The sequence below is a fragment of the Rhizobium tumorigenes genome (assembly GCF_003240565.2).
Lineage (GTDB): Bacteria > Pseudomonadota > Alphaproteobacteria > Rhizobiales > Rhizobiaceae > Rhizobium > Rhizobium tumorigenes.
The window spans coordinates 2,135,237-2,155,119 of record NZ_CP117255.1; the positions used below are offsets into that span (position 1 = coordinate 2,135,237).

The 19,883-nt window shown below is 61.3% G+C and carries 19 protein-coding genes; 7 read left to right on the top strand and 12 right to left on the bottom strand.

Annotated elements, in window-relative coordinates; translation table 11 throughout:
- Positions 1-24: 24 nt before the first annotated feature.
- Positions 25-831: a xanthine dehydrogenase accessory protein XdhC gene (gene xdhC / locus PR017_RS10520; protein WP_425070028.1), complete on the top strand. Its 807-nt coding sequence runs from the start codon at positions 25-27 to the stop codon at positions 829-831.
- Here the strand turns inward: xdhC and PR017_RS10525 are convergent.
- Complete coding sequence (locus tag PR017_RS10525) at positions 810-1,007, bottom strand: hypothetical protein (protein ID WP_111222617.1); 198 nt, start codon at positions 1,005-1,007, stop codon at positions 810-812. The two genes, xdhC and PR017_RS10525, sit on opposite strands and share 22 nt — an antisense overlap.
- 102 nt (positions 1,008-1,109) lie before the next feature.
- Between PR017_RS10525 and PR017_RS10530 the strand changes: the two genes are divergently transcribed.
- From PR017_RS10530 to PR017_RS10550, 5 genes are all read left to right on the top strand, one after another.
- Positions 1,110-2,006, top strand: a complete 897-nt coding sequence (locus PR017_RS10530) for a LysR substrate-binding domain-containing protein (protein WP_111222616.1) — start codon at positions 1,110-1,112, stop codon at positions 2,004-2,006.
- A 176-nt stretch (positions 2,007-2,182) separates the two neighbouring features.
- Positions 2,183-3,424, top strand: coding sequence for a urate hydroxylase PuuD (locus tag PR017_RS10535; RefSeq protein ID WP_111222615.1), 1,242 nt, complete (start codon positions 2,183-2,185; stop codon positions 3,422-3,424).
- Positions 3,421-4,728, top strand: coding sequence for a guanine deaminase (gene guaD / locus PR017_RS10540; protein ID WP_111222614.1), 1,308 nt, complete (start codon positions 3,421-3,423; stop codon positions 4,726-4,728). Before PR017_RS10535 ends, guaD begins: the two co-directional genes overlap by 4 nt.
- 245 nt (positions 4,729-4,973) lie before the next feature.
- A complete protein-coding gene (locus PR017_RS10545) occupies positions 4,974-6,914 on the top strand; it encodes a methyl-accepting chemotaxis protein (protein WP_111222613.1) in 1,941 nt (646 codons plus the stop codon).
- A 212-nt stretch (positions 6,915-7,126) separates the two neighbouring features.
- The gene (locus tag PR017_RS10550) at positions 7,127-8,275 is read left to right on the top strand and encodes an alpha-hydroxy acid oxidase (RefSeq protein WP_111222997.1); all 1,149 of its coding nucleotides are present in this window, start codon (positions 7,127-7,129) and stop codon (positions 8,273-8,275) included.
- Between the two features lie 16 nt (positions 8,276-8,291).
- Here the strand turns inward: PR017_RS10550 and PR017_RS10555 are convergent, their stop codons facing one another.
- The 10 genes from PR017_RS10555 to PR017_RS10600 form a co-directional block, all read right to left on the bottom strand.
- Complete coding sequence (locus PR017_RS10555; RefSeq protein WP_111222612.1) at positions 8,292-9,032, bottom strand: metallophosphoesterase family protein; 741 nt, start codon at positions 9,030-9,032, stop codon at positions 8,292-8,294.
- Between the two features lie 2 nt (positions 9,033-9,034).
- Positions 9,035-9,391: a hydroxyisourate hydrolase gene (gene uraH / locus PR017_RS10560; RefSeq protein WP_111222611.1), complete on the bottom strand. Its 357-nt coding sequence runs from the start codon at positions 9,389-9,391 to the stop codon at positions 9,035-9,037.
- Positions 9,388-9,894 carry an ureidoglycolate lyase gene (locus PR017_RS10565; protein WP_111222610.1) on the bottom strand — a complete coding sequence of 169 codons (507 nt, stop codon included), beginning with the start codon at positions 9,892-9,894 and terminating at the stop codon, positions 9,388-9,390. Before PR017_RS10565 ends, uraH begins: the two co-directional genes overlap by 4 nt.
- Positions 9,894-10,256: a HepT-like ribonuclease domain-containing protein gene (locus PR017_RS10570; RefSeq protein ID WP_111222609.1), complete on the bottom strand. Its 363-nt coding sequence runs from the start codon at positions 10,254-10,256 to the stop codon at positions 9,894-9,896. The genes PR017_RS10565 and PR017_RS10570 overlap by 1 nt, the downstream gene beginning before the upstream one ends.
- The gene (locus PR017_RS10575) at positions 10,253-10,546 is read right to left on the bottom strand and encodes a nucleotidyltransferase family protein (protein WP_111222608.1); all 294 of its coding nucleotides are present in this window, start codon (positions 10,544-10,546) and stop codon (positions 10,253-10,255) included. The genes PR017_RS10570 and PR017_RS10575 overlap by 4 nt, the downstream gene beginning before the upstream one ends.
- Before the next feature lie 55 nt (positions 10,547-10,601).
- Complete coding sequence (gene alc, locus PR017_RS10580; protein WP_111222607.1) at positions 10,602-11,624, bottom strand: allantoicase; 1,023 nt, start codon at positions 11,622-11,624, stop codon at positions 10,602-10,604.
- The gene (uraD, locus tag PR017_RS10585) at positions 11,625-12,122 is read right to left on the bottom strand and encodes a 2-oxo-4-hydroxy-4-carboxy-5-ureidoimidazoline decarboxylase (RefSeq protein ID WP_111222606.1); all 498 of its coding nucleotides are present in this window, start codon (positions 12,120-12,122) and stop codon (positions 11,625-11,627) included.
- Positions 12,123-13,046, bottom strand: a complete 924-nt coding sequence (gene puuE, locus PR017_RS10590) for an allantoinase PuuE (RefSeq protein ID WP_111222605.1) — start codon at positions 13,044-13,046, stop codon at positions 12,123-12,125.
- 95 nt (positions 13,047-13,141) lie between these two features.
- Positions 13,142-13,849 (bottom strand): DUF1045 domain-containing protein, encoded by a 708-nt coding sequence (locus tag PR017_RS10595; protein ID WP_111222604.1) that lies wholly within the window; start codon positions 13,847-13,849, stop codon positions 13,142-13,144.
- A gap of 98 nt (positions 13,850-13,947) precedes the next feature.
- Positions 13,948-15,132 carry an NAD(P)/FAD-dependent oxidoreductase gene (locus PR017_RS10600; protein ID WP_111222603.1) on the bottom strand — a complete coding sequence of 395 codons (1,185 nt, stop codon included), beginning with the start codon at positions 15,130-15,132 and terminating at the stop codon, positions 13,948-13,950.
- Here PR017_RS10600 and mnmC2 point away from each other — a divergent pair.
- On the top strand, positions 15,131-15,862 hold the full coding sequence (gene mnmC2, locus PR017_RS10605) for a tRNA (5-methylaminomethyl-2-thiouridine)(34)-methyltransferase MnmC2 (RefSeq protein ID WP_111222602.1): 732 nt from the start codon (positions 15,131-15,133) through the stop codon (positions 15,860-15,862). The two genes, PR017_RS10600 and mnmC2, sit on opposite strands and share 2 nt — an antisense overlap.
- Here the strand turns inward: mnmC2 and PR017_RS10610 are convergent.
- On the bottom strand, positions 15,851-19,606 hold the full coding sequence (locus PR017_RS10610) for a response regulator (RefSeq protein ID WP_161959388.1): 3,756 nt from the start codon (positions 19,604-19,606) through the stop codon (positions 15,851-15,853). The two genes, mnmC2 and PR017_RS10610, sit on opposite strands and share 12 nt — an antisense overlap.
- Positions 19,607-19,883: the final 277 nt, after the last annotated feature.

Sequence of the window (19,883 nt, forward strand, 5' to 3'; positions counted from 1 at the left end):
CGTCTATCCGGAGGCCATGCCATGATCCCCTCACTTGCCACCTTCCTCGCGCAAAATCCCGCTGCCGTCCTCATTGAGATCACCGGTACGCAAGGCTCTGTTCCGCGAGAGACGGGCACGTTCATGCTGGTTTCGCAACACGACATCTGGGGCACCATCGGTGGTGGGCAGTTTGAGTTTCTGGCGATTGCCAATGCGCGGGCGATGCTCGGCGGCGGTGGCATCGAGGTGATGGATATTCCGCTCGGCCCTGAGATCGGTCAGTGCTGCGGTGGCCGGACGCAGTTGCGCTGCCGTCTCGCCAGTGCAGAGACCCTCGCGGACCTCCACAGGCGGCTGGATAGCGAGGCTGAAGCCTTCCCGCAGGTGACGCTGTTCGGCGCCGGCCATGTCGGGCGAGCGCTGACGGCGGCGCTGAGACCGCTGCCGGTCGCAACCCTCGTCGTCGAGACCCGCAGGGAAGAACTGGATGAGTTGCCTGATGGCACCGCGACACGGCTGCTCGCCATGCCGGAGGCGCTGGTTGCGGAGCTTCCACCCGGCAGCGTGGTGCTGATCCTCACGCATGACCATGCGCTCGATTTCCTGATCGCCCGGGAGGCTCTGGCACGAAACGATCTCGCCTATGTCGGCATGATCGGATCGGCCACCAAGCGCGCCACGTTTGCCCGTTGGCTGGCGCGCGAAGGCGGCGACAAGTCCTTGCTCGGACGCCTGACGCTACCCATTGGCGGCGCCACCGTCAAGGACAAGCGGCCCGAAGTCATCGCCGCCATGACCGCAGCCGAAATCCTGACCGCCCTGGCCTCTTACCGCAGCCATGGGTCCTGATAGCGCGGATCGCGACCGTCGAGGAAACCGAGATCGCGCTTGACGCGGTCCGGCGTGGCATCGAGGTCTAGCTTCCCGCCAGCAGGCAACAGTCTGGTAAAAAAGTGCAGCAATTTTCCACGAATTGATATCCTCCGTCTTGCCATTCCAAGCGGCGAGACTGCATTGCAGGCCATGACTTCACCTTTGTTTAATCGATCTCAGGGATTGCAGTCTGCCGCCGCAAATGCTGCAGTTCCAATCGAACAACCGTCTGCCTGCATAAAGAGAGCTGATCCATGAAGTTATCGAGGCAGTTTCCCCTCAATGCGCTGCGCGTATTCGAAGCGGTGGCGCGGCTGGGCAGCTTCACGAAGGCGGGCGAAGAGATCGGCATGACGCAGACGGCCGTCAGCTACCAGATCAAGCTACTCGAGGAGAATATCGGCGAGGCCCTGTTCCTGCGCAGACCACGGCAGATCAGCCTCACCGAAACCGGGCTAAGGCTGCTGCCAAAGGTGACCGAGGCCTTCGGGATATTGAACGAGGCGATGGCCTCCGTGAGGGAGGCTGCCGAGGAGACGCTGATCATTCACTCGACACCGACATTTGCGTCGCAATGGCTCGCCCGCAATCTGGGCTCGTTTCAAATTCTTCATCCGACGATCGCCGTTCGGCTTAAGACCTCGGATGACCTCATCGATTTCAGCCGCGAGACTGCGGATGTTGCAATCCGAAGCGGTGGCGGAAATTGGCAGGGTCTTGCTGCCAACCGGCTCATCAAGGTCGATTTTACGCCGATGCTCAGCCCACGCCTTGCTGCGGACATTGGCGGGATCCATGCGCCGGAAGACCTTCTGAAGCTCAGGATCATCGATGCCGGCGATCCCTGGTGGGTTATCTGGTTCAAGGCGGCAGGCGTAGAAAACACGGACCTGGAAAGCCGGCCCCGCAGCAGGCTTGGCGCGCAGTCGTTCGAGGCGAGCGCCGCAATTGCAGGCCAGGGGGTGGCTATCCTGACACCCGAATTCTACCGGGACGATCTGACCTCCGGACGGCTGCTGCAGCCCTTTCCACTCGTTTGCGACGAGGGCCACGACTACTGGCTGGCCTATCCCGAAGGCCGGCGCAACACCCCTAAAATCAGAACCTTCCGCAACTGGCTGATGACCGCGATTCACGGCCCGACCGCATGAAATGCATGCGCCATCGGCAATCTCCCCGCACGCATCGCACCGGCAACTGTAACCGAACCGTCACATCCTCCCGCCGCGTGTTCGCAGGCGCAACAAACAGCATGGTATTCGCCGTCGTCCCCTTCCCTCCGCGCTGAAAATTTTCCAATGTGAGGCGACTGCGACAGGGGACGAATATGTACGAATACGCCATCGCGTGGGAATGGCTGGCCTTTGCGGCCCGCTGGTTTCACGTCATCACCGCCATCGCCTGGATCGGTTCGTCCTTCTATTTCATCGCGCTGGATCTCGGCCTCGTGAAGCACGCCAATCTGCCTGCCGGTGCCTATGGCGAGGAGTGGCAGGTGCACGGCGGCGGCTTCTATCACGTGCAGAAATACCTGGTGGCGCCGGCCAGCATGCCGGAACATCTCACCTGGTTCAAATACGAGAGTTATTTCACCTGGCTCTCCGGCTTCCTCATGCTGGCGATCGTCTATTACGGAGGCGCAGACCTCTTTCTGATCGACCGGCATGTGCTCGATGTCAGCGCGCCCGTCGCCATTCTGATCTCGCTTGCGTCGCTCGCCGTCGGCTGGATCGTCTACGACCAGCTCTGTAAATCGCCGCTCGGCCGCAACACCTGGGTGCTCATGGGGTTGCTCTACGTCGTGCTGGTGTTCATGGCCTGGGGCTATACGCACCTGTTCACCGGACGCGCCGCCTTCCTGCATCTCGGCGCCTTCACGGCGACGATCATGTCGGCCAATGTCTTCTTCATCATCATGCCCAACCAGCGCGTCGTCGTCGCCGATCTCATCGCCGGCCGCACGCCGGATGCGAAATACGGCGTCATCGCCAAGCAGCGCTCGTTGCACAACAACTACCTGACCCTGCCGGTCATCTTCTTCATGCTGTCGAACCACTACCCGCTGGCTTTCGGTACCGCCTACAACTGGATCATCGCAGCCCTGGTGTTCCTGATGGGCGTCACCATCCGCCACTGGTTCAACACCACCCATGCCCGCAAGGGGCGCCCGACCTGGACGTGGCTCGTCACCGTCATCCTGTTCATCGTCATCATGTGGCTGTCGACCGCGCCGAAAATTCTCTCCGGAGAGAAGGATGCGGCTGTTGTTGCGCCGGCCTTCCAGCAGTTTGCCGCCGATCCGCATTTCGGGGCAGCAAAGGCAATCGTTTCGACCCGCTGTTCCATGTGCCATGCCGCAGAGCCCGCCTACGAGGGCATCGTGCGGGCGCCGAAGGGCGTGATGTTCGAGACCGATAGCGAGATCGCCATGCATGCCCGCGAAATCTACATCCAAGCCGGCCGCAGCCACGCCATGCCGCCCGGAAACGTGACCGACGTGACAGCCGAGGAACGCAAGGTGTTGGTCGCCTGGTTCGAAAGCTCCGTCAATCAAGGCAAGACGCAATGACCTCCACCCTTCTGCGCGGCCGGCTGCTCTCCTTCACCCGCGCGCCGCATGACCTCTCCGACACCGGCAGCTACGTCTATGACACCGACGGCGGCCTGCTGCTGGCAGATGGCCTTATCGTCGCCAGCGGCCCCTATGCCGAGATCAAGGCGCAGGCTCCGGTGGACGTGGTAGAAATCGACCACCGGCCGCACCTGATCATGCCGGGCTTCATCGACACCCACCTGCATTTTCCGCAAATGCAGGTCATCGCCTCCTATGCCGCCAATCTGCTGGAATGGCTGAACACCTACACATTTCCCGAGGAATGCCGCTTTGTCGAAGGCGCCCATGCCGAACGGATCGCGACGCATTTCTACGATGAACTGATCCGCCACGGCACGACCACGGCTGTCGCCTATTGCTCGGTCCACAAGACCTCAGCCGATGCCTTCTTCCGCGAGGCGCTTCGGCGCAACATGCGCATGGTCGGCGGCAAGGTGATGATGGACCGTAACGCCCCTCAGGGCCTGCTCGATACCGCACAGCTCGGCTACGACGAGACCCGCGCCGTCATCGCGGAGTGGCACGGCAAGGGTCGCAACCACGTCGCCATCACCCCGCGCTTCGCCATCACCTCGACACCACAGCAGATGGAAGCCGCCGGCACCCTTGCCCGCGAATTTCCCGATCTGCACATTCAGACGCACCTGTCGGAAAACCACGACGAGATCAAGTTCACCGGCGAGCTATACCCCGAGGCGCTCGACTATACCGACATCTACGCCCGTTACGGCCTCCTAGGCCACAAGACGCTGTTCGGTCACTGCATCCATCTCTCGGAGCGCGAGGCGGACGCCATGAGCGAGGCCGGCGCCATCGCCGTGCATTGCCCGACGTCCAACCTCTTCCTTGGCTCCGGCCTGTTTCCGCTGAAGGCGCTGGCACGTCGTGAAAAGCCGGTTCGCATCGGTGTTGCCACGGATATCGGAGGCGGATCGAGTTACTCCATGCTGCGCACCATGGACGAGGCCTACAAGATCCAGCAGTTGCTCGGCGAACGGCTGAACCCGCTGGAGAGCTACTATCACATGACGCTCGGAAACGCCGAGGCGCTGTCGCTCACCGACCGCATCGGCACGCTGGAACCCGGCAGCGACGCCGACCTCGTGGTCCTCGATGCCGCCGCAACCCCAGCAATGGCCCTGAAGATGGAAGTGGTGAAAAGCCTGGTCGAGGAACTGTTCCTCCTCCAGACCATGGGTGACGACAGGGCCATTGCCGAGACCTACGTGGCCGGCACGGCGGTGAAGTCAGCGCTCTGAGCGCGTCGCTGATCAAAAAAAACATCTTATAAAGCAAATGAGAATTTACCCTATTTAAAGCAAGCTGACCTATTGATCGGGCTGGCAAAAGATCCCTCGGCGGCCATGATGGCACCTGCCGTTTGTCATTTCACCATCACTTCGCCGGATTTCCGAATTCCCAGTTTCGTCCAGCATGGTAGGTATCACCTTCCGGTGGCGATGCTTGCGGTCTATTCGTCGCCAGCCCATTCCTCCGAGGACCAATGTCAATTCTTAAGAACGCCAGCATCCGCACCAAGATCCTGTCGCTGATTGTCCCGCTTTGCATCGTCGGTGTCAGTGCGACAGTTTTCCTCGCAAGCCGATACAAGGCGGCCGATACGGCCTATTCAAATTTCATTTCGACAGACAATCTTGCGTCCGTCGAAATGGCGCGGGCAAACCGCAATTTAGTCGCGACTGCCTACAATGCCTATCGGACCCTCACCTACACCGCGAAGGATCCTGGATTCGGCGCCGCGGTAAAGCTCTACGAGACCAGCAAGTCGATGCTATACGAAAAGCTGGACTTCGTGAAGACCAATCTCCCGGATCGCGCGCCACAAGTCGACGCCCTGATAGGCAGAATCAAAGAAATCGTTGCCATAACGGACGCGTCGGTGCTCGCGAGCCAATCGGGCCAGATGGATCAGGCCAAGGCTCTGATGGCCAAGGCCGATGGCTTGGTCATACCCGTGACCGTAGATACTGTGGCGCTTAACGAAGACATCATCGGGGCGGTCAACACCAAGAGCGACGAGTTGACAGACCAGACCAACAATACAATCCTAACGTCCTTTACCATTGTCGGGATCACTTTCGCGCTCGGTATTCTGGCTGCTCTTTTGGTCGCCGCGAAAGGCATCACCGCGCCAGTCATTCGCCTCCGTGACCGGATGACGTCGCTGGCCCAAGGCCATACCGAGGCTTCGGTGGAAGGACAGGATCGCCGCGACGAAGTCGGCCAGATGGCCGCAGCTGTCTCCGTTTTCCGCGACAATGCCATCGAGCGCCTTCGCCTTGAAGCCGAGGCGGAGACCAACCGCAGCATGTCGGAGCGCGAGCGGATGGCACGCGAGGCACAGAAGGCGGACGAAGCTGCCAACGTGCAGTTTGCCGTAGAACAGCTGGGCGCAGGGCTCGACCAGCTTGCCAGCGGGGATGTCGCCTATCGCATCGACACGCCATTCGCCAGCCACCTCGATGGCCTTCGCGCCAACTTCAACGGCTCGGTTGCGAACTTGCAGGAAGCGCTGCAGGACGTTGGCCAGAACGCACGCGCCATCGACGCCGGAGCCAACGAAATCCGCTCCGCTGCAGACGATCTGTCGAAGCGAACCGAGCAGCAGGCTGCCTCCGTCGAGCAAACAGCAGCAGCCCTCGAAGAAATCACCACCACGGTGAAGGATTCGAGCCGTCGCGCGGAAGAAGTCGGAAACCTCGTCTCGAAAGCACGCGAAGGAGCTGAAAAATCCGGTGCCGTAGTCCGGGAAGCTGTAATCGCCATGAACGAGATCGAACGATCGTCGGGTGAAATCTCCAACATCATCGGCGTGATCGACGAGATCGCATTCCAGACCAACCTTCTTGCCCTCAATGCCGGCGTCGAAGCTGCTCGCGCCGGAGAAGCAGGCAAGGGCTTCGCCGTCGTTGCCCAGGAAGTCAGGGAACTGGCCCAGCGCTCTGCCAAGGCTGCCAAGGAGATCAAGGCCTTGATCACGACTTCCGGCGAGCATGTGCGCTCCGGCGTCAATCTCGTCGGCCAGACCGGCCAGGCGCTCGAAGTCATCGTCACCGAGGTCCAAGCAATCAACGGGCATATCCACGCGATGGTCGAGTCCGCACGCGAGCAATCCGTCGGGCTTCAGGAGATCAACACTGCCGTCAACACGATGGATCAGGGCACGCAGCAGAATGCCGCCATGGTCGAGCAATCGACCGCCGCAAGCCACAGCCTGGCACGCGAGGCCGCATCGCTGAACATGCTCCTGGCACGCTTCAATGTCGGCGGCGAGGCTGTCAGCGCCAAGCCTGCTGTTCGCAGCGTCTCCGCCTCATCCCGCCCCGCCCCCTCGCCCGCGCGAGCCCTGGGCCGCAAGGTCGCGAATGCCTTTGGCGGACGCGCATCGGCTGCCGCTGAGAGCGCCTCCTGGGAAGAGTTCTGAGCCGTCATGGCGAAACGTGAAAGCGGGCAAACCTTGCCCGCTTTCACGGGGACTACCCCTACGAAAACTTCTTTTCCCGAAGACAACCCTGATGTCGGCACCAAAGCTCGCATTTGCCCTTGACCCGGAGAGCGCAGCGGAAGAAATTCTGCCAGCAAAATCGCCGGAATATGCATAGGCGAAGCCACCTTTTACCCATGAAGGCAGTTTTGATGTCCACACCGCTCACGATCGCCGATCTCAAGGCCCTGGCGAAGCGCCGCGTTCCCAAGATGTTTTTCGACTATGCAGATTCCGGCGCCTGGACGCAGTCGACCTACGACGCGAATGAGAGCGATTTCCAGAAGATCAAGCTGCGCCAGCGAGTGCTCGTAGACATGACGAACCGGTCGCTGCAGACCACCATGGTCGGTCAGACGGTGTCGATGCCGGTAGCACTGGCGCCAACCGGGCTCACGGGCATGCAGCATGCAGACGGAGAGATGCTGGCGGCGCGCGCGGCAGAAGAGTTCGGCGTGCCCTTCACCCTGTCCACCATGAGCATCTGCTCGATCGAGGATGTCGCTTCGGTGACGACGAAGCCCTTCTGGTTCCAGCTCTACGTGATGCGGGACAAGGACTTCGTCATGAACCTGATCAACCGCGCCAAGGCCGCAAATTGTTCGGCGCTGGTGCTGACGGCAGACCTGCAGATCCTCGGCCAGCGCCACAAGGACCTGCGCAACGGCCTGTCCGCACCGCCGAAATTCACCCCGAAGCACATCTACCAGATGGCGACGCGGCCGATATGGTGCCTGCGCATGGCCGGCACCAAGCGCCGTTCCTTCGGAAACATCGTCGGTCACGCCAAGAACGTATCGGACCTCTCCTCCCTGTCATCCTGGACGGCCGAACAGTTCGACCCCAAGCTCTCCTGGGACGATGTCGCCTGGATCAAGAAGCAATGGGGCGGCAAGCTTATCCTCAAGGGCATCCTGGACGTCGAAGATGCCAAGGCTGCGGCGGACACCGGCGCAGATGCCATCGTCGTTTCCAACCACGGCGGCCGCCAGCTCGATGGCGCCCCTTCGTCGATCTCGATGCTGCCACGGATCGTCGATGCCGTCGGCGACAAGATCGAGGTCCACCTCGACAGCGGCATCCGCTCTGGCCAGGACGTGCTGAAGGCCGTCGCACTGGGCGCCAAGGGCACCTACATCGGCCGCCCCTTCCTCTATGGCCTCGGGGCGATGGGCAAGGAAGGCGTAACGCTGGCTCTCAGCATCCTGCGCAAGGAAATGGACGTCACCATGGCACTCTGCGGCAAGCGTGACATCAATGATGTCGATAGGTCGATCATCTCGGAGTTGTCGCAAATCTGAGGCTTCGGCCCAACTGCTACCTCAGCCAGCCCGTGGCAAGGCCGCTCGCCCAATCCGGCCGTCCGTTGGCGAGCGCGAGCCCTGCAGCGGCCACGTGGTCGTAGGCAACGTTGCGGAAGGTCGCCGTCCATCCGGCTCCGAGCTTTTCGAGGATCGCGTAGGACGCCAACGGATGACCGGCCTCCACGTTGTGCGGATAAGGCGCGTCATCGTCATAGGCCGGGCAGCCGACACTGCCGGGATTGACGATCAGGCGACCATCGCGCAGGCGCACCATGCGCGGAATGTGGCTGTGGGCGGCAAGTATAAGAGGCTGCGGGATATCGGCGGCCAGGGCTTCGATGGCCTCGATCGGCTTCAGGGAAACCCTGCCATCAGGCGACACCTGCTCCAGCCAGTAGAGATTGTCGTCCTCGGGCGTCGCATGGCAGAGATAGGCCTCGCCCTTGTAGACGAGGCTCGTCGGCAGGGCACGGATCCACTCGAGATGGGCCGGCGACATCTGGCGATAGGCGACGCTGTCGGAGATCTCCATCGCGGATACGGCACGGTCGATCAGATAGCGATCATGATTACCACGCACGGTGACCATGTGCCTCGCCAGTAGCAGGTCGCCAACCTTGCCGGCGTCCAGCGGCCCGCTGAAGCAGTCGCCGAGATTGACGATATCGTAAACACCCAATGCTGCGATGTCGGCAAGCACGGCCTCGAGCGCAAGGAAGTTTCCGTGGATATCGGCGATGGCGGCAAATCTCATTCTCAGCTTCCCCGATAGGTCGAATAGCCGTAGGGCGAGATCAGCAGCGGCACGTGATAATGCGCAGTCGTATCGGCGATGCCGAAGCGGATCGGCACGACATCGAGAAACGCAGGCTCGGGCAACTGGCAGCCCGTGCGGCGCAGATAGTCGCCGGCGTGAAACTGCAGTTCGTAGGTGCCCGCTACGAAACTGTCGCCAACCAGCATCGGTCCGCCATCGACCCGGCCATCTGCGTTGGTGACGAGCGTCTTCAACACCGTCCGCGCCTCCCCGTCGATCCGGGAAAGAACGATCTGCAGGCCTTCTGCAGGCTTGCCGAGCGCCGTGTCGAGCACGTGGGTCGTCAGTCCGGTCATGGCGTCGGTGCTCCGATAATATAGGGGGTGTCGAAAAAGAATTCCTGCAGATTGTTGCCCGGCCCGTCGCGGTCGACCACGAGAAAATCGCTGGCCTCTCCGAGCGTCATCAGCGGATGATGCCAGACATTTCTGGCATAGTTCACACCCTGGTCACCTCGGGCGAGAAACACGCGCGGCCGGCCGGGCCTCCCATCCTCGTCATCGGAAACCACGACCAGGAATGGCCTGCCGGACAGCGGCGAAAAGCTCTGGCTGCCGAACGGATGTCGCTCCATCATGTCGACTGCGTAGGGAAAGGCACGAGGCTGGCCCCGAAACAGGCTGATAATGACAACCGCGCCATCCCCCTCGACCTCCGCCGTGGCAAGCGCATGGAACCTCTCCGTGGTGCCGCCATTGATGAGGCGCATCGTGGCCGGATCGGCTTCAATGACGTCGCCATAGGGTGCAAAGGCGGATCGGGTGAGAGGCTGAATGTCGAGAGATCGGGAAGAAGTCATTATTCGCCTTGTGCGCGCCAGTGGCGCATGGAATCGATCATGTCGACCAGTATGACAGCGTCGGTTTGCGACATGCTCCACACCTTTTCCAGATCGATGTCGAAATAGCCGTGGGCGATCCTATTGCGCATCCCACGCATGGAACTCCAGGGAAAATCCGGGTGCTCGTCGGCGAATTCCGGATACTTGGCCATCAGCTGAAGCGCCAGCTCCGATGCCATTAAAAGGCTCATGCCGACGGCGCGCTGGAGGATGACGTCTTGCATGAATGCTGCCTTTTCGACACCCTGGACAAAGCGGTTGGCGTCGGAGGCGGCATCGCGCATACGGTCGAGCAAGAGAGCGATGCGCACTTCACTCATATCGGCTTTGCTTCTGCGAGAACCCGGACACGCACGCTTTCCGGGAAATCACCCGGTGTCAGCAGATGCACGGACGTGCCCAGCAGCATCTGCTCGAGCGCGTCCTGAAGCCCTCCGAGTGACAGGAGAGTGCTGCCTGGAAGCGCATCCACCAGAATATCGAGATCGCTGTCCAGACGATCCTCGCCGCGTGCCACGGAGCCGAAGACGCGCGGGTTCGCCGCATTGAAGCGCCCTGCGACGTCACGGATCGCCTGCCTATTTTTCTCCAGCACTTCCGATGGCTTCATGGCCAAACTCGCTCCAGATGCCGCCACCATACCGCAACAAGAAAGAAAAAAGAACTCAAGCCTTCGTCCCGAACAACCGCAGCCGCATGATACCGCCGTCCGGGTGCATCGCCAGCCTGACGTGGGTGACCGGGCCGATGTCGGCCAGTGCCTCGCTGCCGAATGGATGGATGTGATCCATCTGCAGCTTGGTGCGTGGCAGGAGCGGCTTCCACTGTTCGGAGGCGGCGATATCGGCCTCCGTCAGGCTATCGCCGAGGTCGGGCAGATAGGCGCCGAGGATCTCGCACGTATCGGGGAAATTGCCCTTGTAGAATGCCGTGTCAACGATGGCGCGATGGATTCTTCCGGCATGGCCGAGGCGGATGATTGCCCAGTCATGGCCGGGCCCGCGGCGACGCTTGGTTTCCCAGCCATCGCCCATATTGACACCGCGGCCCGGGCCGAGGAGCTTGTCCGGATGGCCGTAATGGGCGTCGGACCAGGCCAGTGCCTTGGCACCGTGGAAGACATAGGCAAGATCGATTTCCTCGGAAGCACCCACCTTCGACCAATCGAAATAGGCTGTGCCGTAGACCCGCAGCCGGGCAATGCCGCCGTCCGGATAGATGTGCAGCCGCAGATGCGTCCAGACCCTCTGCTTGTCGTCTGTCTCGAAGAAGTGGTGGGCGCTCGGGCCGAGCGGCGATTTTGCCAGCAGTTCCGTCCACGCGGTCGTTGCATCGGGCTCGCCTGCCTCGACGAAGGCCGCCTCGATGGAGCAATGGGGCGGATAGTTGCCGGTGAAGTAGCCGGTATCGACGTCGAAGCCGAAGATCTTGCCCGGCATGGCAAGGCGAATGATCGCCCAGTCGTGGCCAGCAACGCGCTTGCGGCGACTTTCCCAGCCATCCATCCACTTGCCGTTGTCGTCATAAGCCGTCGCATCCCAATGGGGCGACTCGTCCTGGAGCATGCGGCTGAGCGGCGCGAAGAATTCGTCGGAGACATCGATACCCTTGGCACCGAGGCGGGCGGAGGCAAGGTTGATGGCACCCTCGGTGAAGGATGGCATGTCGGGCAGGTCGATGTAGGTCATTCAAGTCTCCGGAAGCATGGTTTTAAGGCGCAGCAGGGCAATTTTCTCCACCTGCACGCAAGCGGTCGCGAACTCCGTGTCGCGGTCGTTGTTGATACGCATCTCGAACGCATCGAGTATGTCGTCCCTGGTCAGCCCCTTGACGGCGATGATGAAGGGAAAGCCGAATTTCGAAACGTAGGCCTTGTTCAGTTCGGAAAAGCGGGCGTGTTCCTCCGGGCTCAGCCGGTCGAGCCCCGCCCCCGCCTGTTCCTGCCGGCTCTCCATCGTCAGCTTGCCGGCAATGGCCAGCTTGCCGGCGAGATCGGGATGCGCCCGCAGCACCGCCAGACGCTCGGCATCGGTGGCGTCACGAAACACCGATACCATGGCGCCATGAATACCGGTGGCCGTCAGCGGCTCCTTGATGATGCCGGCATCGACCGCACGCTCGGCGATGTAGGGCGAATGCTCGAAAACGCCGCCGAAGCGCGTCACGAAGTCGTAGCGCATGATCATCTACAGCGTTCCCGGCTGGTGGTGCGCGTGCCAATGGCGGGCGATCTCGATACGCTGCGGGATCCAGACCTTCTCATGGCCGAGGACATATTCGATGAACCGCTTCAGGGCCGCGGCACGCGCCGGACGGCCAACGAGGCGACAGTGCAGCCCGACAGAGAGCATCTTCGCGCTACCGACCTTGCCTTCCTGATAGAGCGTGTCGAAGGCATCCTTCAGATAGGAGAAGAACTGGTCGCCCGAGTTGAAGCCCTGCGGGGTCGCAAAACGCATGTCGTTGGTATCGAGCGTGTAGGGGATGACAAGGAAGGGCTTCTGGTCGATGCCTTTCACCCAGTAGGGCAGATCGTCCGCATAGCTGTCGGAAGAGTAAAGGAAACCGCCCTCCTCCATGACCAGCCGCAGCGTGTTGTCGGACGGTTTGCCCTGGTACATTCCGTATGGCCGCTCGCCGGTCAGTTCCGTATGCAGTCGCACAGCTTCGACGATGTGCTTGCGCTCGACCTCCTCCGGAAAATCCTTGTATTCGAGCCACCTGTAGCCGTGGCTGGCAATTTCCCAGCCCGCCTCCTTCATCGCTGCTACGGCCTCCGGGTTACGCGCCATGGCCATCGTCACGCCGTAAACGGTCGCCTGGACATTGAGATCGGTAAACATCCGCCACAACCGCCAGAATCCGGCCCTCGAGCCGTATTCGTAGATCGATTCCATGTTCAGATTGCGCTGGTTGGGCCAGGCTGCCGCGCCGACGATTTCCGAGAGAAGATTTTCCGAGGCCGGATCACCGTCGAGAATGGAGCTTTCACCGCCTTCCTCGTAGTTGATGACGAACTGGACCGCGATATGCGCGTCACCCGGCCATTTCGGATCCGGCGTTGTCCGGCCATAGCCTATCAGATCGCGCGGATAGATATCGGATACCATCGAACCACCTCATGAAGTCCGGCTGACGGTAAGCATCGAAAGCGGAGTTGTCGAGACGGAAAGTGAGCGCCTGCAGCATGTCAGACGACGGTTTGTCAGGCGGATTTCCGCGCACTGACCTTGCCCATCGGATGCAGCGAGTGGACGCGGAACGGACCGTCGTTGCTCTCTTCCATCATCAGCGCGATATTGGAGACGAGAATCGGTTCAGCCAGAACAGGCTCGAAGAGATCGCGCAGGACCCGTTCCATACGCGGCATGTCTGCTGAATGCACTGGTCCCGTCAGCGCCATCCTGAAACGGAATTCATCCATCACGTCGGCGCATCCCCAACGATGGAGGTTGGCGAACTGCGTCGCCGACAGCAGGTCGGGATCGCATCGATCGATTTCCGCCTCGGTCAGCGGTGCGCGGAAATGATCGAACTCCTGCGTCAGCGCCGAAGCGAGATAATTCAGCGCACTGAGCGGATAAGACGGCACGAGGCCAAAGGCATTGCCGAGCCGTGCGACTTCGAGGCGCGGGATTTGAAACGGCTCGAATGTCCCTGAATAGCGCATGAGGTCGCGCAGCAAAGCGGCTTCAGCCGTTGGCTCGGCCAGTCGGAACGGTGCTTTCAGCGCTGCATGGAATCCATAGCGACGCGGCAGGGCGGTCTGAAAGGCGACCTCGCGCAGGCCGAGACCGCCGATCTCCGGCTCCTCGACCCGTTCGCCCGTATAGACGTTCCGACCAAGCCAGCTCGCAGCAACCATCGTCAGCGGATCGCGCGGAGGCGGTGTAAATCCAATGATATAGCGCATGATCCCTCCTCCGGGCCGCGGCCACACGGATAGGTCCATGCGCAACGATGCAGATAAGCGATTTGCGTGACAGAATGACGAAGCGCGGCCGGCAAACTTCACGCAGTGCGCGAAGCCACGCGAATATGATTCACCAAGGTGAAGCTTTCGGGCATTTCAGATGCGAAAGCCGGAGCACCGGAGATCTCGCCGATGGCAATGGCAGCAAGCCGGTGTGCCAATCCGAAGGTGATCTTGAAGCCGCCGGTCAAAGCGATCAATGAAGGGTGATCCGGATGCGGCCCTACCATCGGATCGCGATCGATGGCTTTCGGGCGTAAGCCTGCCCATCGCTCCACGAGTTCCGCTTGCGCTAGCAGCGGCACCATGGCTCGCACGGATGCCAGCAGGGTGTCGAGCAGCGCATCGGTCGACAGGGGATCGTCGAACTGGTTTTCGCTTGTGCTGCCCACTGCCACATGACCGCCCTCGTGCGGCACGATGTAAAGACCGTCGCGAAAGATGACAGGGAGATTGGGGTCGACATCCACCTTCAAAAGCGCTGCCTGTCCCTTGACGGCCTGCCCCAGCGGCTTTTGCAGATGCGCAGTCAACTGTCCCAGCAGCGGAAAGGCAGCATGCCCGGCCGACAGGATGCAATGTCCGAAGCGAATTTCGCCTGCCGTGGTATGCGCCAAGCCGCGGACAGGATCGAGGCCCTCGACTGCCACGCCCTCGAGGATGCGGACATGCCGCCCGCGTCGCAGGAAGGCCGACAAAACCGCGATCAGCCCACGCGGCGCGACCCGCGCGGCCAGCGTGTCATGCACAAAGCCGCTTTCCCCCGATGCCGGATCGATCCAGCCTTCGCCGGGATCGTCGATGACATTCCAGTGGAATTGCCGGCCACCCTCGCGCCAGTTGGCATCGGCGTCTCGCGAATGTCCTTCGGCGATCTTGCGCAAGTGTGGCTTCGGCAAGGGGATGAAACGACCGGAGCGGCGATAGCCGGCTGACAGGCCGGTTTGGAACTCTAGTTCGGAGATATCGCCTTCGAGCGCCACGAGCGAGGCCAGCTGGAACTGCTTCTTGTTGTCCCAGCGATCCGGCATGTAGGGCATCAATGCGCCGAGCACGCCACCGCTGGCTCCGGAGCCGAGAAGACCGCTATCGACCAGCAGCGTCTCGATGCCCTGGCGTTCCGCATGGACCGCAGCCCAGAGGCCCATGATGCCGCCGCCGACGATCAGCAGTGCGTTAGACGATTGACCGGCAGGCTTTGCCGGATTAACGGCTCTTGGCATGACAGATCCAGTTTCCGATGACGCGTCGCAGACGATGAGCCAGCCGCTCGAATGGCGCGACGGCGATATGCCTTATTCGTCTGCCTTTGGCGATCATTTTTATTGCCAGACCGATGGTCGCCTCGAATGCGGCCACGTCTTTCTCGACGGCAACGGCCTGCCGGCGCGCTGGCGCGACCGGTCTGAATTCCGCATCGGCGAACTCGGCTTCGGCACCGCCCTCAATTTTTGCGAGACATGGCGGCAATGGAAAACCGAACGCGCGCCCGGCTCGACCCTGCATTTCATGTCCTTCGAACTGTACCCGATGCGTGCTCAGGAGATCGACCGGGCTTTGTCCCGCTGGACGGAAATCGATGACGAACGAAAGGCGCTGGTGACCTGCTGGCCCGAGACGCCGGAAGGCATCGTCTCGTTGCAACTCGACGGGCAAACGCGGCTGAGTGTCGTCTGCGGCCCCGCGCTAGCTGGAGTAGATGCCGCGGAAACGGGTTTCGACGCATGGTTCCTCGATGGCTTCGCGCCGTCCCGCAACGGCGATATGTGGTCGCCTGAACTGATGCAACTGGTCCACGACAAGACATCGCCAGGCGGGACGTTCGCGACCTACGCCGCCGCTGGTTTCGTACGCCGCAATCTGCAGGCTGCGGGTTTCGCAGTCGAACGACGCAAGGGCTTCGCCGGAAAGCGCGAAATGCTCTGCGGCGTCAGGGGCCCATCAGACGCTTGATTGCTGCTCGGAGCCTTTGGCGTTTTTCATCCACAGCCCGATCTTCGCTTCCAGCAGTTCCGGACTTATCGGCTTCGACATGTAATCGTCCATCCCCGAGGCCATGCACAGTTCACGGTCGCTTTCGAGCGCATGGGCGGTGACGCCGATGATCGGCACGTGACGTCCGGCACGATCCTCCGCTTCGATCTCGCGGATGGCACGGGTCGCCTGCAGCCCGTTCATGATCGGCATCGAGACATCCATCATGATCAGCGACGGAGTGCACCGGCGATAGGCGGCGACCGCTTCCTCGCCGTTCCTGACAATCAGGAAGTGAGCGCCGGCCGCCTGCAGGATTTGCGTGAAGACGATCTGGTTGACCTCGTTATCCTCTGCCACAAGGATATCGATACTCTCCGCCGGCCGGTCGCTCACGAAAACCGCAGCAGCGGACACGGACCGCCCGGCGACGGCCGCGGGGGCCTCGGACACCAATGGGTGCGGCGCCTCGCTGGTAGAGCGACGCTGACGGGCGGTGCGCACGACCTCGATCACCGTGTTGCGGAGCACGTTTGCACGCGCCGGCTTCATCAGGTGAGCGTCGCCGCTCAGCGCCGCATATTCCCTGTCATCGCCTGCAACATCCATCGAGGTGAGGAAAATCAGCGGCACGCCGTCGAGACGTCGGTCCTCCCGCATGGTGCGCGCGATGTCGGCTCCGGTCATGCCCGGCATGTTGTAGTCGAGAATGACGGCATCGACCGCAACCCCGATGTCGGCGGCCTCCGAGAGGATGGCGAGACCCGTCGGACCATCGGCAACGGCGACGCTCTGGAAGCCCCATTCGGCAAGCTGTTCGGTGAGGATCTGGCGATTGATGGCGTGATCGTCGATGACGAGGATCTGGGCACCCTTGACGTTCACCGGAACCTGCCCTTTTCCGCGAGAACCGGTCGCAGTCGGCAATGGCAGGTGGATCTTGAACGTCGAGCCGCTGCCAAGGGCACTTTCGACTTCCAGATAACCCCCGAAAAGATCCACGAGCCCAGCCGTGATCGCAAGGCCGAGGCCGGTGCCCTCATGGCGGCGTGTAGACGACGAGTCGACCTGCGAGAATTTGTCGAATATCGAGCCCAGGCGATCCTTCGAGATGCCGATGCCGGTGTCGGTCACACGGATGGTGACCATGGTCGCCCTGCCCGGCACAGGGCCCGCTTCGACATCGACAAGCACATGACCGTGCTCGGTGAACTTGACAGCGTTTCCGACGATGTTGGTGAGGATCTGGCGGAAGCGCCCGGCGTCGCCGATCACCATCGACGGCAGGCGCGGTGAGACGCGCACCAGTAGCTCTACATTCTTTTCGCCGGCCTGAGACGAGAGCAGCGTCGCAACATCCTCTACCGCTTCCGCCGGATCGAAGCTCGTCTGGCGCAACTGCATCTGCCCGGCATCGATCTTGGAGAAATCGAGGATGTCGTTGATGATTGTCAGCAGTGCATTGCCGGATTTGGAGATGATGTCGACGAAGGTCGTTTGGCGGGCATCGAGCCCGGTCTTGCCCAGCAATTCAGCCATTCCCAGCACGCCGTTCATCGGGGTCCGGATCTCATGGCTCATATTGGCCAGAAATTCTGACTTTGCCCGGTCCGCGGCTTCGCTGCGGGCAAGCAGGCTCTGCAATTCCGTCTCGCGGTCTTTCATGTCCGTGACATCGGTGAACACCACCAGCCATCGGCCGGAAGGACCCATGGAAGCGTTCATATGTAGCCAGGTCGTACCCCGGATCTTGAAATTGGTGGAAATCGGCTGGTGACTACGGATGTTCTCCGCCCATCCAGCGAGTGCCGCTTGTGGCGCGGGTCCAAGGTCGCCCCGCGAGGCACAATGGCGGAAGATCTTCAGCCATCGCCTGCCCACGGACAGCGATCCCGGCTCGATCTGCAACATACCGGGCAACGCATCGTTGGAGAGCATGATGATCCCGTCCTCGACGATCATCAGCCCTTGCGACATGGCATGTGTCGCATCGGTCATCAGTTCACCGAGGCGCTCCAGTGCCTCGCGCCCTTCCGATAACTCCCTTTCCTTACGGCACAGCGACGAAACGTCAGCGTAGCAGAGCAAGGTCCGGTTGCCGGATAGCTTGCGACCATCCACCAGCACCCGGCGGTCCACACCAAAACTGATTTCGGACTGGAGACTGCCGTCGGGGCCGGAGATCGCCTCTATCCGTGCCTTGTAGAGCGTTTCCCAATTCGGGGCGTCCGGGCCGAAATAGCCGCGCGCATGATTTCGGCGCATCACCTCGCTAAGCGACGTCGCCTCCCGGCGATCCTCCTCGGACATTCCCCATATCTCGTAGAAGGCATCGTTGGCATATTCGAGGTCGAAATTCTGATCGAAGATCAGCACGCCTGTCGGCAGCGAACCGATGATATTTTCCAAATCCTGACTGAGCTGATCGGCGCGCGCGCGCGTCTCCGTCAGTTGCCTCTCGCCCTGCTTCAGCGTCGATACGTCATCCATCGAGCCGACGACATAGTGATTGCCAGTGGAGGTCGAAATGCCCTTGAGCCGCGTAACGACCGCATGCTGACGTCCCGGGGCGTATGCGACCTCGTGCTCGAATTCGAGATGCTGCTGGCTGCGCAACATGGCTTCGTTTTCCGCGAAGAAGGCCGTTCCCTCTTCGCCGAACATTTCCACTTCTGTTTTGCCGAGCGACGCCTCCGCTGTCAGGCCGGTCATCCGGAAATATGCCTCGTTGCCGTAGATGAGCCGGTGATCGGCACCGCGCACGAAGGCAGAGACGGGAAGATCGTGCAGGAGAGTACGGTAGAGCGTCGCCTCGTCGATCTGGCGGCGCAACAGCGCCTCACCTTCCTTGATCGCCGTCACGTCGATGCGCAGCGCGACGATGGATCCATCCGGCAGGCGCTTGTGGATACAACGCAGCCATTCGCCATCCGGCGTCCGCTCGACGAGATCGCTATGCTCTGCGCGAAGGATCGACAGTCGCTTTTCGATCCAGCCCTGCTTGTCCGCAGTGATCGAATCGGGGCTCCTCCCCGACCAGAAATCGAAGACGGACGAATAGACGTCACGGGCGTTCATGCCGAGCGTCGGACCGCCCACCAAGCGCAGATAGAGGTCGTTCCAGCGTCCGTTGCAGTAGGCAAGCTGCAGATCGGCAGTGTAGATGCCCACTCCCATGTCGAGGAGACCGAAGATGTCCTCGACCACACCCGAACGAAGCAGCGACGTGTCGGCGGCGGCGATTAACCCGGTTCCCAGAGCAACCGTAGGGTCTGCGAGCTGCATTTTCGATGTCGCGACATCACCGGGCGAAACACGTTCTACCGAGCGGCTGGCACCGATCGGGGGCGGCGCTTCGGTAAAGATGCCGAAGATATAAGCCCGGTCTTCCGCCGGCATGAAGCTTTCGATTTGCACCTCGAACGCCGACAGGCGATCCCGACCGAAGCAGATCGACGTTTCTTCCGTTCCGAAGACGATGGCGCGGCGCTCTTTATCCTCGCGGTCTGCATCTTCGACACGATGGGAGAGCTCGTGACTGCGACAACCGATGAAATCCGAGATTTCGCGGCCGAAAAATGCCGCATAGGCCTCGTTTACAGCGATATATCGAAGATCGCTGTTTTTGACATAGGCAGGCCGGTCGGTCTCTGTGATCCGATGACAGGCAATATCCAACAGTTCACCACGGCTCTTCAAGAAAGCCTCGCTCGTTCGACGCATACAGTCTGTCTTTTTACCAAGCAGGCCGCTAACAATGCGTTAACCATACGCCTTTCCGGTCTTTGCGGCCGCATCGGGCTGCGACACAAAGTGCTGCTGGCGACAGCTGCTTTATCGAAGCGGACGGTTGACTTCAGCGACGAATAGGGCCATATCCCCCTCAGCTTTCACCTTCCCGGCCGCCGCGTGAGCGTGCCCTGCGAAAAAAGACGACCCGCAAGAGAAGGACAAAAGCGCTCGAAAAACGACTGCCGAATGGCGGCAGTCCCATGCGCTG